Origin of the sequence: Paenibacillus uliginis N3/975 (assembly GCF_900177425.1) — a bacterium.
GTDB lineage: Bacteria > Bacillota > Bacilli > Paenibacillales > Paenibacillaceae > Paenibacillus_AQ > Paenibacillus_AQ uliginis.
Genome location: NZ_LT840184.1, coordinates 5,545,469 through 5,561,523, shown reverse-complemented (window position 1 = coordinate 5,561,523; position 16,055 = coordinate 5,545,469). Strand labels below are relative to the sequence as shown.

At 43.8% G+C, this 16,055-nt stretch carries 14 protein-coding genes; all 14 read left to right on the top strand.

What is annotated here, in order from left to right; all coding sequences use genetic code 11:
- The first annotated feature begins 158 nt into the window (after positions 1 to 158).
- Positions 159 to 908 (top strand): type I methionyl aminopeptidase, encoded by a 750-nt coding sequence (map, locus tag B9N86_RS25900; protein WP_208915948.1) that lies wholly within the window; start codon positions 159 to 161, stop codon positions 906 to 908.
- A 366-nt stretch (positions 909 to 1,274) separates the two neighbouring features.
- Entirely contained in the window at positions 1,275 to 2,324 is a 1,050-nt protein-coding gene (gene coxB / locus B9N86_RS25895) for a cytochrome c oxidase subunit II (RefSeq protein WP_208915947.1), read from the top strand.
- A 77-nt stretch (positions 2,325 to 2,401) separates the two neighbouring features.
- Positions 2,402 to 4,249, top strand: a complete 1,848-nt coding sequence (ctaD, locus tag B9N86_RS25890) for a cytochrome c oxidase subunit I (RefSeq protein ID WP_208920764.1) — start codon at positions 2,402 to 2,404, stop codon at positions 4,247 to 4,249.
- Positions 4,246 to 4,872, top strand: coding sequence for a cytochrome (ubi)quinol oxidase subunit III (locus B9N86_RS25885; protein WP_208915946.1), 627 nt, complete (start codon positions 4,246 to 4,248; stop codon positions 4,870 to 4,872). The genes ctaD and B9N86_RS25885 overlap by 4 nt, the downstream gene beginning before the upstream one ends.
- A gap of 3 nt (positions 4,873 to 4,875) precedes the next feature.
- Complete coding sequence (locus tag B9N86_RS25880; RefSeq protein ID WP_208915945.1) at positions 4,876 to 5,199, top strand: cytochrome C oxidase subunit IV family protein; 324 nt, start codon at positions 4,876 to 4,878, stop codon at positions 5,197 to 5,199.
- Between the two features lie 200 nt (positions 5,200 to 5,399).
- On the top strand, positions 5,400 to 6,308 hold the full coding sequence (gene ctaG / locus B9N86_RS25875) for a cytochrome c oxidase assembly factor CtaG (RefSeq protein ID WP_208915944.1): 909 nt from the start codon (positions 5,400 to 5,402) through the stop codon (positions 6,306 to 6,308).
- A 20-nt stretch (positions 6,309 to 6,328) separates the two neighbouring features.
- Positions 6,329 to 6,793, top strand: a complete 465-nt coding sequence (locus B9N86_RS25870) for a DUF420 domain-containing protein (RefSeq protein WP_208915943.1) — start codon at positions 6,329 to 6,331, stop codon at positions 6,791 to 6,793.
- A 192-nt stretch (positions 6,794 to 6,985) separates the two neighbouring features.
- The gene (locus tag B9N86_RS25865; RefSeq protein WP_244562851.1) at positions 6,986 to 7,714 is read left to right on the top strand and encodes a hypothetical protein; all 729 of its coding nucleotides are present in this window, start codon (positions 6,986 to 6,988) and stop codon (positions 7,712 to 7,714) included.
- Between the two features lie 65 nt (positions 7,715 to 7,779).
- Positions 7,780 to 8,205: a GntR family transcriptional regulator gene (locus B9N86_RS25860; protein ID WP_208915941.1), complete on the top strand. Its 426-nt coding sequence runs from the start codon at positions 7,780 to 7,782 to the stop codon at positions 8,203 to 8,205.
- A complete protein-coding gene (locus B9N86_RS25855; RefSeq protein ID WP_208915940.1) occupies positions 8,186 to 9,088 on the top strand; it encodes an ABC transporter ATP-binding protein in 903 nt (300 codons plus the stop codon). The genes B9N86_RS25860 and B9N86_RS25855 overlap by 20 nt, the downstream gene beginning before the upstream one ends.
- Before the next feature lie 18 nt (positions 9,089 to 9,106).
- Entirely contained in the window at positions 9,107 to 10,009 is a 903-nt protein-coding gene (locus B9N86_RS25850; protein WP_208915939.1) for an ABC transporter ATP-binding protein, read from the top strand.
- Positions 10,002 to 11,297 carry an ABC transporter permease gene (locus B9N86_RS25845; RefSeq protein WP_208915938.1) on the top strand — a complete coding sequence of 432 codons (1,296 nt, stop codon included), beginning with the start codon at positions 10,002 to 10,004 and terminating at the stop codon, positions 11,295 to 11,297. Before B9N86_RS25850 ends, B9N86_RS25845 begins: the two co-directional genes overlap by 8 nt.
- Positions 11,298 to 11,360: 63 nt before the next feature.
- Positions 11,361 to 12,569 (top strand): TraB/GumN family protein, encoded by a 1,209-nt coding sequence (locus B9N86_RS25840; RefSeq protein WP_208915937.1) that lies wholly within the window; start codon positions 11,361 to 11,363, stop codon positions 12,567 to 12,569.
- 731 nt (positions 12,570 to 13,300) lie between these two features.
- Entirely contained in the window at positions 13,301 to 16,045 is a 2,745-nt protein-coding gene (locus tag B9N86_RS25835; protein ID WP_208915936.1) for a P-loop NTPase fold protein, read from the top strand.
- The last annotated feature ends 10 nt before the right edge of the window (positions 16,046 to 16,055 follow it).

Genomic DNA, 16,055 nt, shown 5'->3' with positions numbered 1-16,055 from the left:
TTTCATAACGTAAATTTCACATGTGATTAACTATTTTAAACCGTTTTTGGGGCAAATGCTCCAGAAACGGTTTTTTTGCGCGCCTTCACACATATATTGATATCGATACCCTCCTGCTTATGGAAGCGTGGGTTATGCGGCAAAGGAGTGTGAAGGACATGAAAATTGTGATCAAGAGCCGGAAAGAAATAGAGTACATGAGGGAGGCTGGCCGGATTCTGGCCGCTTGTCATCGTGAAATAGCCAAGTGGGTTCAGCCAGGCGTCACAACGCTTGAGATCGATGCCAGGGTGGAGGAATATTTGAAGGGGGCCGGTGCTTCCCCTGAACAAAAAGGCTACAAAGGATTTCCGTTTGCAACCTGTGCATCGGTAAATGATGTTGTATGCCATGGCTTTCCAGATCGCAGACCGCTGCAGGCAGGAGATGTAGTGACCATTGATATCGTAGTGAATAAGAATGGGTGGCTGGCCGATTCCGGCTGGACCTATGCTGTTTCGGAACCGGTACCAGCCGTGGCGCGTCTGATGAAAGATACACAGCAAGCCCTTTATAAGGGGATAGCAATGGCTAAGCTTGGCAACACTTTGGGAGATATAGGTCATGTCATCGAGCAGGAAGCCATAACTGGTGGCTACGGCCTTGTTAAGCCGCTGGTTGGACACGGTATAGGTAATGTTATTCATGAACCGCCGGACGTACCCTGTTACGGCACGCCCGGTAAGGGCAGGAAGCTTAAAGAGGGCATGGTGATTACGATTGAGCCAGTGTTTACACTCGGGCCGTTTGGTGCTGTGCTTTGGGGTGATGACGGCTGGACTATTTCGACAGCTGACGGAACAGTAGGGGTTCAGTATGAACACACGATCGCAATTACGAGAGATGGCCCCTTCATCTTGACAGAATAAGGGAGAGAGGGGACCCTCTCTCTTATTTCTGTATAAGCAAATCAGGTTTCAAAATATGCCTCCGGTCCAAATATATACATATTATCTACTATGTTGGAAATTGTCGATGTCAAGATCAGAGAAAGGGGTGGTCATATGAATGAAAGCTATGAAAACGGTTGCAAAATCAGATATAGCGCGACTTTGACAAATTTTCGAACAATTTGTGAACTCCTTGTGAATGATTGACAAAAGGTAGCCTTAAATTTATATTTAATAAGTGATTGCATTAATTGACAGGATTATTTCATCCGTGATATTGCAGGTAGATTACCGCTGTTTGCGCCGGATGGTAGTCTACGAAAATCGGAAAAGTGGGGTAGATCAATGATGAAACGGTGGCAGGCTGTAAAGCGTCTCCTTCCTTTGTTGGCCGTGTTTTCTTTGCTCTTGTCCGGCTGCGGCCGTGAGGACTTGTCAGTATTAAGACCACAGGGTCCGGTAGCTGAAGGGCAATTGGATTTAATTAAGCTGTCGATATCGATTATGGTTGTCGTGGTTATTGTTGTATTTGCCATAGCGACGTATGTGCTGATTAAATTCCGCAGAAAACCGGATCAGAACGAGGTTCCGGAGCAAGTAGAAGGAAACTTCAAGCTAGAGATCATCTGGACGGCTATTCCGCTGCTCCTCGTACTCGTGCTTGCAATTCCTACTATTCAAAAGGTTTTTGCTTATGGAGAGAATGATTGGAACGACAAGGATGCAGTTCAGGTAAAAGTTACAGGCCATCAGTTCTGGTGGGAGTTTGAGTATCCGCAGTACGGTGTGAAAACTGCACAGGAAATGCTCATACCTGTAGATAAGAAAATCGCTTTAGAGCTGAAAACGGCAGATGTGCTCCACTCTTTCTGGGTTCCATCGCTTGCGGGTAAAATGGATACGAATACAGAAGGAAGCGTCAACAATATGACGATTAGTACACCTAACGCAGGTACATACATCGGTAAGTGCGCCGAATTGTGCGGGCCATCACATGGATTCATGGAATTCCGAGTGAAAGCGGTTGACCAAGCTTCGTTCGATCAATGGGTTGAAGCAACGAAAGCACCGGCTGTACTTCCAGAAGACACGCAGCTTGCTGAGAAGTTTAAGACAAATTGCCTCTCTTGCCACGCTGTGGGTGACCAAGGTGGATTTACGGGTCCTAACCTGACAGGTATGGGATCGCGTGAGACCGTAGCGGGTATCTTGCTGAATGATACGAACGGTGCAAAAGGCTCAAAACCGGTAAAAGACAACCTTGTGGAATGGCTTACTGATCCAGAGGCTGTTAAACCAGGCAACCTGATGCCTGCTCCGAAGGATCTCGGATTCAGTGATGAAGAGATCGAGCAGATTGCCGAATACTTGGCCAATTATAAATTGGAGTATTAATACAGCAAGAACTTTTAAAGGGGGTACCAAACTTGGCTCATGCTCATAGCCATAGCGTCAAGCGCTACACGGGGTTAATGGACTGGCTGACGACCGTTGACCACAAGAAAATCGCAATATTATACTTGGTGGCAGGCGGCCTGTTCTTCGGTATCGGCGGTATTGAAGCGATTCTCATTCGCTTGCAGCTGATTAAGCCGATGAACGATCTTATCTCGGCGCAAGTATTTAATGAATTGATTACAATGCACGGAACAACGATGATCTTTCTCGGCGTCATGCCTATTATCTTTTCGTTGATGAACGCGATTATTCCGCTTCAAATCGGTGCACGTGACGTCGCGTTTCCGTTTCTGAACTCGCTCGGATTTTGGACGTTCCTGTTCGGTGGACTTTTGCTGAACTTGAGCTGGGTTATGGGTGGAGCTCCGGATGCGGGCTGGACAGCATATACACCGTTATCCAGTACAGAATACAGTACAACTCGTGGGGTTGACTTCTATACCATCGGTCTGCAGATAGCAGGTCTCGGTACTTTGATCGGTGGTATCAACTTCCTGATAACCATCATTACGATGCGTGCTCCAGGGATGTCTTTCATGAGAATGCCGATGTTTACATGGACTTCATTTATTACATCCGCAATGATCCTGTTTGCTTTCCCGGCCGTAACGGTAGGTCTGGTTCTGCTGAGTTTTGACCGAATTTTAGGGGCTAACTTCTTCGATGTAGCAGCGGGTGGTAGTCCTGTACTCTGGCAGCATATTTTCTGGATCTTCGGCCATCCTGAAGTATATATCTTGATTCTGCCTGCCTTTGGTATCATATCCGAGGTTGTCCCGACATTCTCACGTAAGCGCTTGTTCGGTTACAGCTCCATGGTGTTCGCGACGATTCTGATCGCCTTCCTAGGCTTCATGGTCTGGGCTCACCATATGTTCACGACAGGACTTGGTTCGGTAGCAAACGCACTGTTCTCGATCGCAACGATGCTGATTGCGGTACCTACCGGTATCAAAATCTTTAACTGGCTCTTTACGATGTGGGGTGGACAAATCCGTTTCACGAGTGCGAACTTGTTTGCTATCGGATTTATACCGACCTTTGTTATGGGCGGTGTAACGGGTGTCATGCTGGCTTCTGCGCCTGCTGACTTCCAGTTCCATGATACGTATTTTGTCGTAGCCCATTTCCACTACGTTATTGTAGGCGGATTGGTCTTTGGACTATTTTCCGGATTGCATTACTGGTGGCCGAAGATGTTCGGCTCCATGTTGAACGAAGCTATTGGTAAATGGACGTTCTGGTTTTTCGCGATCGGATTCCATATGACATTCTTCGTACAGCATTTCCTTGGTTTGCTCGGAATGCAGCGGCGGATCGTAAGTTATCTTCCGAATCAGAATTTCGACTTGATGAACTTTATCAGTACCATCGGAGCTATTCTTATGGGAGTCGGTGTTCTTCTCTTCCTGGGCAACATTTTCATTACAGCGCGCAAGCCAAAAAATGCTCCAGCCGATCCTTGGGAAGACGGACGTACGCTGGAATGGAGTATTCCATCTCCTCCTCCGGAGTATAACTTTAAGCAGATCCCGCTTGTACGTGGTCTCGATGCTTTCTGGAAAGAGAAAATGGCAGGTAATAAACAGATGACTCCGGCTGAACCAGTTGGTCCGATCCATATGCCTTCACCAACCATTTTACCTTTCGTTATGTCGCTTGGTCTTTTCATTGCAGGTCTTGGTTTTATGTTTAGTACCGAAAAGTTCTCGAATTCCTTTATGAGTTTGATCTTCAATAATTACATTGTTCTGATTATCGGCCTTGTGATAACGTTCGGCTCTATGCTTGTTCGTTCTCTGTACGATGATCATGGTTATCACATTGAGCCTGAAGAACTGGAAGAGGAGGTAAAAGCATGACATCCGTACACGCAGAACCGGTAAACGGAGAACTTCCTCACGAGCCGGAAAAAGCGACCTTGGAAGGCCGTAATAAGATTATCGGAAACTGGCTCTTCCTTGGCGGAGAGGCTGTTCTCTTCGGCACATTGTTCGCAACGTTCCTGGCTTTACGGAATCAGAACAACGAGGGTCCAACAGCTAATGAATTGTTCTCGCTGCCGCTTACGGGAGTGGCAACATTCATCCTCCTACTCAGTAGCTTGACCAGTGTATTCGCCGTTCAGGCGATGCACAAACATAATGTGAAATCTCTTAGAATATGGCTTATGGTTACTGTTGGCTTAGGTCTGGCGTTCCTGGGTATTGAGATTTATGAGTTCTATGAGTATGTCGTACACAAAAACTTCGGTATGACGACCAGCGCATTCTCTTCCGCATTCTTTACCCTGGTCGGCTTCCACGGCGCTCACGTGGCGTTCGGGGTAGTTTGGATCAGCGTACTGATCGGGCAGCTGTTTAAAAAGGGACTTACTGTAGTTACAGCACCGAAAATTTATGTGTCTGCTATCTACTGGCATTTTATTGACGTGGTATGGGTGTTCATTTTCTCGGTCGTATACCTACTTGGAAAGGTGGGCTAAGGGATGACTGCAGATCAACAGCAATCAGATCGTCACGCGGTTAAACATCGCCACAGGCCAGAAGGTCCACAGAAACACATTATTGTGTTTATTTTCTCCATCGTGCTTACAGCAATCGCCTTTGCGGCGGTTGCTGCTGGTGATATAAACCCGGTGTTTACGGTGATCCTGCTACTAGTTATGGCGCTACTGCAGGTGTTCGTGCAAATGGGTTACTGGATGCACATGAAGGATAAAGGCCATCTGATGCCTATCTTGTTTATGATCGGTGGATTTTTTGTAGCTAGTACAGCTATCGTCATGGCATTATTCTGGGTTTGGTGGTAAACTGAAAAAGAGGTGGGCTCTGCGCCACCTCTTTTTTTCAAAATTGCAAATTTGCATGAGACTCATGGTTTATGCTGTGCTTGTGCTCCCTCAGAAACGGTTACTGTCCGCTGTATGGACGGCAAAACCGTTTCTGTTCTGTTAGAAGGACTTTGTCACAATTTAGACAGAATTTTACCCGGTTGAGGGAGGTTTTGGGCATGCTGGGTTTAGAATATTTTAGTTTTGAGGCTAAATGGAGTCCCGTGTTTCTCGCATTCATGCTGCTGGTGACCGCAGGCTATTTCTTGCTGACAGGACCGCTCAGCAGTATGTTCCAAGGAAGTAAGCCTGTATCAGCAGGAAGAAAAGTGCTTTTTGTCTCCGGTATGTTAGCGATGTATATGGCTCATGGCGGGCCCGTTGACCTACTGGGACATACAATGTTCTCATTCCATATGGTTAGTATGGCGCTGTCCTATCTAATGGCTACACCGCTGCTGATTCTCGGTATTCCGGTGTGGATGTGGCGTGCGATAGAACGAAAAAATCCATTTAAGAAGCTCGGTTTCCTGACACGCCCGATTCTTGCCTCAGTCGTGTTCAACGGTTTGTTCTCGTTCTATCATATACCAGTTATCCATGACTTTGTTATGCTAAACTTCACGGTGCACCGGATCTATTATGTCATCTTGTTCATCAGCTCGTTTACGATGTGGTGGGCAATCATTCAGCCAATCCCTGAGAAGGACAAGAGTTCCGGTTTGTTGAAGATGGGATATATTTTCCTGAACATGGTACTTCTAACCCCGGCATGCGCATTAATTATATTCGCTCCTGAGCCTTTGTATGCAACGTACAGTGACCCTAATACATGGGCAAAAGCGATGGGTTACTGTGTGCCCGGAGATACATCCTATCTCCTGGAGCAGTTTGGCGGTCCAGCTTTCTTCGGGTATCTCGCACCTGAGATCGACCAGCGCGTGGGGGGAATTACCATGAAGTTTTTCCAGGAGATCATCTTTGCATCGATGCTGGCCTACGTATTTTTCCATTGGTACAAACGGGAAAATAAAGAGGATGATCCGATACCGACAGAACCACCTACTAGTAAACTGAATCAAGCGTAATTTTATTGAGGAGGATATTCATGGATTTGTACACACTGTTTCCCACTATTAGCACCACGTTTATCGTCATCAGCGCCGTGCTCGTTGCGATTGGTTGGAGACTCATCATCAAAGGTAAGAGAGAGCAGCATAAGAAGGTTATGATATGGGCTGCTATCACAGCGATTATCTTCTTTATCATCTATTCTTCACGCACCATATTTATCGGCAATACTTCATGGGGAGGACCGGATGACCTGAAACCATATTATCAGGTATTCCTGATTTTCCATATTACACTGGCTACCGTAGCTGCGGTATTCGGACTTACAACCCTTACTCTCGGGTTTAAGGAGAAGTATTCCAAGCACCGGAAATGGGGTCGAGTAACTGCAGTCATTTGGTTTTTCACAGCAATTACGGGTGTTGCGGTGTATTCACTGCTGTATGTTTTGTATCCGGGCGGTCATACGCAGCCTATGTGGAAAGTTATTTTCGGTATGTAAGTGATCGTAAATTAATGATATTAAATACATGAAACGTATCCGGCAGGTCTTAACTGCCGGATTTTTTTGTGCGGGAATTTGGAATTATTAGGGTTGACACCTTTAAATCAGCACTATATACTGTGTATAAAGATATACACACTAAGCACAGATAAGCACAGTTATATAACACGGATGGAAGGGTGAACGGAGTTGCAAATCGTCAACCATGCGATGAAGATTGTGTCTAAAGACATCAAGTGTGATAAGTTCCTGTGGTTGTGGACCACATTTTTTATGCTCTATATGGCAATCTCATTCAGCTTTTTGATAAACCGCCAATTTGAGGATCATGAATTTTTTAATCCGTTTGCTGACTTTCTTATGATGATGGTGAGCCCTATGATGGGATTCTTTTTCTCAAGAAGATCATTCAAATATTTGAGTGAGGACTCATACACTCAGATGCTGTTCTATTATCGGAGTATTCCGGTTCCTACAGAAGCCGTTATATTGAGCAGAGCCTTTATGGGGTTAAGCGCTTTTGTTTTGAACGGAATTGTTTTCTTCGGGGTTACTTACGCGATTGCATCGGACCTTAGATCTTACATGGATTTGGCGGCTTACGCTTCCTTTGGTATTAGCTGGATCGGAATCGGAATTCTGATTCACGGACTGTACATCTATTTCGAATTTATGAGCAGCGGAAAGGCCTATTTCTGGTTTACCATTCTGCTAATGTTCATTTTTGGAGTTATCATGCTGGGCTTGATATTCGTAAGTGGTTTCCGGATAAGCCTGTTTGGTTACTTTGTAGTTGCTTCGTATAAGTGGAAGCTGTTATCGCCAGTGATGTGGGGCTCGTTAGCGCTAGGACTTACAGGATATATTCTGATGTGTCGGTTGACTTATAAGCGTATGCGGTTAAGGGATCTATCATGATGAACATCATACGAAAAATGTTTTGCTGCGCCACGGATTATGTAGACAAGGTGAGGTGAAAGAGGGTGCGAATCCCGATTCAAATTAATGAGCACAGTGCTGAGCCCTTGTATCACCAGATTGAGACGCAGTTAAGGTCACTTATCATCAGCGGACAGATCGAGGAGGGGACACTTTTGCCGTCGATAAGGGAATTTGCCAGTGGTTTGAACTGTAGTGTTATAACGGTTCGGCGGGTGTATCAGGACCTAGAGAATGAAGGCTTGCTGCGGACGCGACAAGGAACTGGGACATTCGTTGCCGGCGTCGGCGATCAGATGCGGGAGCGATTTAAGCGGGATACCGTTGTTGAAGCTTTAACGGCTGCAGTCGATACGGGACTCTCTGTACATTGCAGTGAAGAAGAATTGAAATCGATCTTCATGGAAATCGTTGAGCAGAAATATCATGGGCAAGCGGGAGGTGAAGCCGATGGAACCCCAGTTGATTGAGATGCGTAATATCATCAAACGACGTCGCACCAAAAGCATAGGGCCCTTAAATCTGTCGATTCCGGAAGGATACATTATTGCTCTGGTCGGACCGAACGGCTCAGGGAAAAGTACCATATTGAATATGATGATTCAGACGGTGTTTCCAGATGAAGGGGAAATCAGCTGGTTCGGTAGGGATTTTCCTAAAGGTCTGCCCTTGGAAATCCGGCAACAGATCGGTTATGTTCCGGAGCAGCTGAGTTTAGAGGAGAAATATATGACGGTCGATGATGCGGCCGCGTTCCGTTCTTCCTGGTACGACAGCTGGGATGGTTACTTTTTTGACGAGCTGCTATCCAAGTTCGGCGTTCCTCGCGGCGTCAAGCTGAACAAGATGTCCAAAGGAGAACGGCGGAAATTCGAAATAGCAGCTGCCCTGGCTCCGCGGCCCAAACTGCTGCTACTGGATGAACCTTCTTCGGGTCTGGATCCGTTTGCCTGGAAGCTAATGATGGAACAGCTCAGGAGTTGCATGAAAGATGGGAAGACCACAGTTGTATTGTCCACACATATTGTGGATGAAATCCGCAGGCTTGCCGATTACATTATCCTCATGCATCACGGGAAATATCTCGGTATGGTAGAGAAGGATAGCCTGCTGGACAACTGGAAGGAATGCTGGGTTACAGGAGATGCTTCTCTGGTCAACGAATTGCCGGGCATTGTGAGTTGGAAGCAAGAAACGGTAACCACCGTCTCTTTTGTTACAACGGAATGTTTGGAAGTCGAGAGAATATTACAATCTGCCGGCATATCATTTCATCAGACTCGCAGTTTGGAGCTGGATGAAGTGCTGAACTTATGGATACATGGGAATAAACCTGCCGGAGTGCAGGAATAGGAGAGAGGAGTTCATACAATGCAACGATTGCAATTGGAAAATGTGGTTAAGATTTATGCCGACAAAACGGCAGTCAATCAGATTTCGCTTCAAGTGGAAGAGGGGGAAATCTACGGTCTTCTCGGAGCGAACGGTGCCGGCAAAACAACAACGATGCGTATGGTGTTAGGACTTATTTATCCTGATGAAGGAAGTATTATGTACAATGGCAAGCCGTACCGTAAAGAGCTGCGTCGTATTATGGGATATCTTCCTGAAGAGCGTGGCTTGTATCCGAAAATTAAGGTAAGCGAGCAAATCACATATCTGGCACAATTGCGGGGAATGTCAGCCAAGGAGGCTGATAAGAGCCTTCGTTATTGGCTCGATCGCTTTGAAGTGCCGGAATATTACAATAAGAAAATTGAAGAGCTTTCCAAAGGTAATCAGCAAAAAATGGGCTTTATCGCCGCTGTGGTTCATAATCCGCAAATTCTGATTCTGGATGAAGCGTTCAGCGGTCTCGATCCGGTTAACGTGGAATTGCTGAAGACAACGGTTAAAGAACTTCGCGACAAGGGCACGAGCATCTTGTTCTCTACACACCGAATGGAGCATGTTGAGGAGCTGTGCCAGAACATTACGATCTTGGATCGTTCGAACACGGTTGTTAAAGGTAACCTTAAGGAAATCAAATCTCGTTATCCCCGTGAAGAGGTGTTGCTAGGAACTTCAAGTGAAGTGAAGGGCCTGGAGCAGCTGCCGGGTGTAACTGGAGTCAGCCGAACAGAGGATGGCTATTCCGTAAGAATCAGCAACGTAGATGCAGCACAGGCTATCCTGAATACAGCGATGTCACAGAGTGTCATTCACCGGTTTGAAGTGAAGGAACCAACGTTAAATCAAATATTCATTAAGGCGGTAGGTGAATCCAATGAATAGTATGTGGACAGTTATTCGATTTACATTCATGAATAAGGTGAGAACCAAATCTTTTATTGTTACCACTTTGATCTTTGCACTTTTAATTTCAGTCGGCGTTAATCTTCCTTATATCATTCAATTGTTTAGCGGTGAAAAAGCAGGTGCGCCTGAAAAAATCGGTCTGGTGTATGAGCAACAGCAGCAGCTTGCAGAAGATTTGACCAAAGGTATGAGCGGTCTTACAACAAACTTTGAGTTGGTCAAGTACGACACGCTGGATGAAGCGGCCCTAAATAAAGATGTTGCGGACGGGGTTATCGAAGGTTACATTAAGTTCGAAGCGCAAGAGGGAAGCAATTTCCCGGCAGTTATCTACAGCTCGGAGGATGAGGGAATTGATCCGGAGCTTCAGTCCACGCTGCAGGCGGCTCTTCAAGGACCGAAAACCCGCAGTGTTGTTGAAGGATTGACGTTGACGGACGCACAAATTAATGAAATCAATACACCCGTTCAGATTAATTCCCAAAGTGTTGGTGATCTGAAGGGCGGAGAAGCAGGTGGTGTGACTGCCGGTGAACACCCTAGTGAAGAAGCCATCAATTATGCAGTTGTATACGCACTCGTTATTCTGTTCTTTGTTACACTGATGGGAACAGGTAACATGATCGCTTCTGAAGTAACAACAGAGAAAAGCTCCCGTATTATGGAGATTCTGATTACAAGTGTATCTCCTTTGAGCCAAATGTTTGGTAAGGTTATCGGTATGTTCTTGCTTGGTCTTGCACAGATTGTCACTTTCGGAGTGGTTCTCGTTGTAAACTTGATGCTGCCACACAATATCGATACCTTTGCATCGCTGGATTTGAATCTGAGCGCGATTGATCCTATGCTGCTGGTGTTCGGTATCGTCTTCTACATCTTTGGTTACTTCCTGTACGCAGTGATTTACGCAGCTGTTGGTTCCATCGTAAGCCGTACGGAAGACCTTGGTCAGGCTATTATGCCAATTACGATGCTGTCGCTCGCTGCATTCTACATCGCCATCTTCAGCCTGGCAGCTCCGAATTCAACGCTGATGAAAGTATCAGCATACATTCCGTTCTTCTCGCCGACTTCGATGATTGTACGGATCGGATTGGGTAATCCGCCAATGTGGGAGATTCTTGCATCACTTGCCATTCTCATCGTATCGATTTTCGTCTTAGGCTGGCTGTCGGCAAAAATTTACCGCACCGGCGTTCTGATGTACGGCAAACGTCCGTCTTTCAAAGAACTGGCTAAAGCGATGAAAGCTTATAAGATGTAATTAGAGAATAAATATTGCTAGAATTTTTACTTTTTATCTAATGCAGAAGGAGAACATAAAAACATGAAAAATTGGAAACGATCGCTCTTATCACTCATGATTTCTGTGGGTTTGCTTGCAACAGCGGCCCCGGCAATGGCTGCTCCACAGCAACAACCAGCATTGAAAGTGAATAACCAAAACGTTGAATTTGCAATGAGTGCACCTATTGTGGATCAGGGAACAACGATGGTACCGCTGAGATCAACACTTCAGAGCTTGAATGTTAAGCTGAAAAATGTACAGAATGGCACCATTCATGTGGTTATTGACGGCAAGGAGATCACACTGAAAAGTAAGACGAAGCTGATTAATGGTGTGACGTATGCACCGATCCGAACCGTTGGTGAAGCCGCAGGTTACGAAGTTCGTTGGGATCAGAAATCCCGCACCGTGCTGCTTGTCTCCAAAGTAACTGGAGAAGCCGCCCGCGGTTTCATGTGGGAAGTGGAGAATAACGGAAATACCGTATATCTGGTAGGATCGATGCATATTGCGGACGACAGCTTCTACCCGCTGCGTTCGGAAATTGAAGATGCTTTTGTTGAAGCGGACTATCTGGGTGTGGAGATTGATATTAGTAAAGCAGCAAATGAAGAGCAACAGAAGCTAATCATGAATATGGGGATGTATCAGGACGGCACAACACTGAAGGATCATGTGTCCAAGGAAACGTATGCGAAGGTAGAGGGAATTCTGAAACGGAACGGAATGGAATCGAACGCGCTAGATGCGTTTAAGCCTTGGGTTGTCGAGACGACGATCAGCAGCCTTAAATCGGCAACGGCAGGTTACGAAGTAGCTGCGGGTATCGATCTGTATTTCATCCAGAAAGCTGTTGAACGCAAAGTACCGGTTCTGGAGTTGGAATCCTATGAGTCCCAGCTTGGCATGTTCGATGGGTTCTCTGATAAATTACAAGAGAAGAATCTGAATGCTACATTGGATAACTTCGACACCCTTGACGACAATATAAACCAAATGGCCGACATGTGGAAATCAGGGGATGACCAACAATTGCTTGAGCTCACCAACAGCATCGGCAGTGATCCAGAGTATAACAAAGCGATGTTGGTTGATCGGAATATTGGCATGGCTGATAAAATCGATGGTTATCTAAAAAGCGATAAGAAAGATGAGTATTTTATCGTGGTTGGCGCAGCCCACTATCTGGGTAAAGATGGAGTCATACAATTGCTTCGAGATAAAGGATATACCGTCGTGCGCAAATAAACGTTCTGGCTCTAGGGTCTTTAAACCTTTTAGTTGGTACATCACTTATCAAATGAGAATATCGCCATTTATTGATATGAAAAAGAACGAAGACGAGCCTATTGGCTCGTCTTTTTAGTGTGAGGAGGCTAATCAATCAGAAGCTATTTTGACCTCCGACGAATTCAGGGATCTTCTTCTTGCTAGCTAAGCCTAAGTCTCTTTTTTATAAACTGTCTTCAAAACGGGTCACAGTTCATCCTCTTTGGGTGATCTGCTGTATAGCGATACTTCAACGGAGAAGGCGGAATTATTCTAGAGTTTTTCTGGATAGAAATAAATGGATTAACCTTGAAATATGAGATATTTAACACGAGAAATTTTAGAATGAAGCACTGCGAACTCAATTTGAGAGGGCGCAGTGTTTTTCAGTTTATGCTATCCAATATCATTATAATCTATAAATCAGATACAGGTTAAACAGAACGAACGTTTGGAAGGGTTTAGGGGATTATTGTTGAATTATGTATTTATATGTAGATGTGTAAAGTCAATAGGTCTTTATCATTAGACGATATATATCAAAAGTTACAGATGTGAGAGATACAAATCGTATTATTGCTTTGTAGAAAGTATGTTCTGTGAGCATTTGAAGAACAAGAGTTGAGCAGCCTTACATTAGGTTAGAGAAACAAAAACCGAAAAGTTAACCTTAATTAGACACTACTTCAAAACGAGGAAGGATGAAAGCAATGCAGCAAGAAGAAGTGATTTTGGGGGCAAGAGCTCTAGGTGATCAAGTTGTCAAAATCATGCCGACTTATCAAATTATGTTGAATCAATTAGAAGATATAAGAGAAGCAGTGAAACAAGTGAAAGACTACAAAAGAGACCGAGACACTAGAAAGCAGGTCTATAATAATACGATCGGCATTTTTGGGCCTAGAGGTGCAGGGAAATCGTCTGCACTTTTTACTTTGAAAAATGATATGGATAAAAAATCCAGTGTGCTATTTCCCTTAATTGAGCCAGACAATTTTGGTGAAAATACGAAGATAATCGGATCCATTGTTGGTTTTTTGAAAAAAGAGGGAGAAGATTTGTTAGAAGAACTGAAAAAGGGGGGATTAAAGGAAGAACAACGACAGAATTTGGTTGACTACTATAATGCGGGGGTATATAAGCCTAATAATAAGCTACAACAGGTGATAAATGAAACGATTGAATATCACTTATATACCGAAAATCAGTATCGAAATATACTGACCCAGCATTATGAGGATTTAGCCGTTTATATTAAAAATTCCTCCCGAGTGCTTAGTCCGGATATTGCTTTCAAGAAGAAGCTAAATGAGTTGATAGATGAAATTATTCGTGTAAAGCAGGCATTGGACACACCTGAAGAACCGATATTAATCTTTATCTTTATCGATGATATTGACCTCAAAACCTCCAAAACAAGAGAGTTGATGGAGGCGCTATTGCAATATACGGATCACCCCAATATCGTTACGGTACTGTCAGGAGACTACGAGATGCTGCTTGAATCGCTTACGCTAGCATTGTTTGCAGAAGAACCTTTAAAAGAAATTGGATTAAATGCGTATGATTCATTAAAAGCATTGGATCAGCCCTATAATAGAACCAGTGAAGAGAAAAATAAATTACTTACAATCATGCGACGCAAATCAGAGCTAGCTCATGAATACTTGAAGAAAGTCATTCCTTCAGCCAGAAGACATCAGTTGGTGAATTGGAATACGGAGACGATTCCGTACTTTTCATTCGGCCAGTTTAACTTGCTAGACCGAATGGCTCAGTTGATGGGTGAACAATCAATTTTTAGTTATGTAAAATCAAACCAAAATACAAATAATGAGAATGAACAAGATCGCTATTTACCGATTAAAAACAGCTATGTAGTATTTGATGAAAGACCGCGTGGACTTGTTCATGCCTATTACAATTTGGTACAGTTGATAAATGAAATTGAGGTCAGCAAGAAAGAATTGTTTAGACCTGTCAAGGTCTTTGTGGATACGTTGATCCTTTCAAATACGAACTTGCTAAAGCACCAGGAATGGCTGTTTGAACATTTTATACGGTGGGGCAGTGATGAAAAATCAACCTTTATTAATTACTCCGCCAAGAATTTAGCTGAAGATGGTCTGGATTTACAAATCTTCATAGTTGCAGAAATTATAAAAAAATTATTACCTAATGTGAGATATGATGCGGCAGCCTTTGAGACGTTCAAAGCCAGTTTGTTTGAGGAATTTATTCGTGGGAAAAACGAAAAAGAGTATAAATTCCATCCCTCTAGATACAGGCTATATCATGTAATACACGGAATAGTGTTATATACAGATGTACCAGCGGCAATGTTGATGTTAGAGTATCTTTCAATGTCTTCATTTGATTCTTACTATTACGAGTACACATGGGATATTGGAAAAAGGGAAAAAGATCGGATTGTAGTGAAGAGTGTAGCATATTTACTGGGACAGTATCCGTCCATATTTGAGCCGCTTTATTACAAAGCTCAGAATGAAAAAAATAGCGAAATCAACAAGGCGCTTAATATTTTACACGACTTATGCGCCGTACCCGCTGAATTTGAAATAACAGAGCGAGTATTCGAAGAGTTACTACGTAATTTCCGTTTTGAAAAATCTTATAATGGCTTAAGGAACGAAGAAATAAAAAGGACTCTGTTCATTAACAATCTAACTAAGATTAGAGAGAAACAACAGGAGGAGCTAACTGAAAGAAATCGCAGTGATTTGGTTGGTAATATAACAGTTTTAGCAAAAGACGAACATCTCAATCTGGCAAAAGGATTGCTGTTTATTTCCGAAAAGTTATCGAAAAATCCATCGTTTGAGCTTCCAAAGAGTGTGACCCAAATTATCGAAAGGGATATGGATAAATTCGGGGAATTCATTTTTGATAAGCTAAAGGAACGAAGTATTGAGGTACATATTGAAATCACGGAACTAATAAGCCAGGCGTTCTATGAATTTAGGAATGGATATCCTGGAGAAAGTAATACTACTAAGTATCGTAAATGTAAGGATGTTCTCCATAAGTATCTTAATCTTGATCCAGCTAATAAGAGTATCTCCCTTGTTTTCGACGAATACAGAGAAATAATGAGAAGTTTAAAAGGATTAGCTTCAAATAACCTTGCGTGGTATGGGCGAAGGGAAGCCAGAAATTTGTATAACGCATTGCAATACTCCTCCACCATAGCTGATCGCGATCTAAACAATACTGAGGAGGATAGGGACTCGTTTTTCACTGGTAATGATACATTAATCTTGAGTCTATATTATCAATATTATGCTAGTACTCAGAAATTTTCAGAAGAACAAGAATATGAAAGTGCAAAAACCAGCATTAAAACGAAACTGGATGAGGCCTTTAAGAATATTCAAGGCCAAACCGAGATGGAACTTCGTGAATTTGGTTTAAGCTTGGAGGGGGCTGAAGAATAAGTGAACGACA

Excerpts from the sequence above, each read along its gene's own strand:
- B9N86_RS25845 (WP_208915938.1), top strand. The coding sequence starts at position 10,002 with ATGAATAGTATGTGGACAGTTATTCGATTTACATTCATGAATAAGGTG.
- ctaG (WP_208915944.1), top strand. The coding sequence starts at position 5,400 with ATGCTGGGTTTAGAATATTTTAGTTTTGAGGCTAAATGGAGTCCCGTG.
- B9N86_RS25850 (WP_208915939.1), top strand. The coding sequence starts at position 9,107 with ATGCAACGATTGCAATTGGAAAATGTGGTTAAGATTTATGCCGACAAA.
- B9N86_RS25840 (WP_208915937.1), top strand. The coding sequence starts at position 11,361 with ATGAAAAATTGGAAACGATCGCTCTTATCACTCATGATTTCTGTGGGT.
- B9N86_RS25880 (WP_208915945.1), top strand. The coding sequence starts at position 4,876 with ATGACTGCAGATCAACAGCAATCAGATCGTCACGCGGTTAAACATCGC.
- coxB (WP_208915947.1), top strand. The coding sequence starts at position 1,275 with ATGATGAAACGGTGGCAGGCTGTAAAGCGTCTCCTTCCTTTGTTGGCC.
- map (WP_208915948.1), top strand. The coding sequence starts at position 159 with ATGAAAATTGTGATCAAGAGCCGGAAAGAAATAGAGTACATGAGGGAG.
- B9N86_RS25855 (WP_208915940.1), top strand. The coding sequence starts at position 8,186 with ATGGAACCCCAGTTGATTGAGATGCGTAATATCATCAAACGACGTCGC.
- ctaD (WP_208920764.1), top strand. The coding sequence starts at position 2,402 with ATGGACTGGCTGACGACCGTTGACCACAAGAAAATCGCAATATTATAC.
- B9N86_RS25885 (WP_208915946.1), top strand. The coding sequence starts at position 4,246 with ATGACATCCGTACACGCAGAACCGGTAAACGGAGAACTTCCTCACGAG.
- B9N86_RS25835 (WP_208915936.1), top strand. The coding sequence starts at position 13,301 with ATGCAGCAAGAAGAAGTGATTTTGGGGGCAAGAGCTCTAGGTGATCAA.
- B9N86_RS25870 (WP_208915943.1), top strand. The coding sequence starts at position 6,329 with ATGGATTTGTACACACTGTTTCCCACTATTAGCACCACGTTTATCGTC.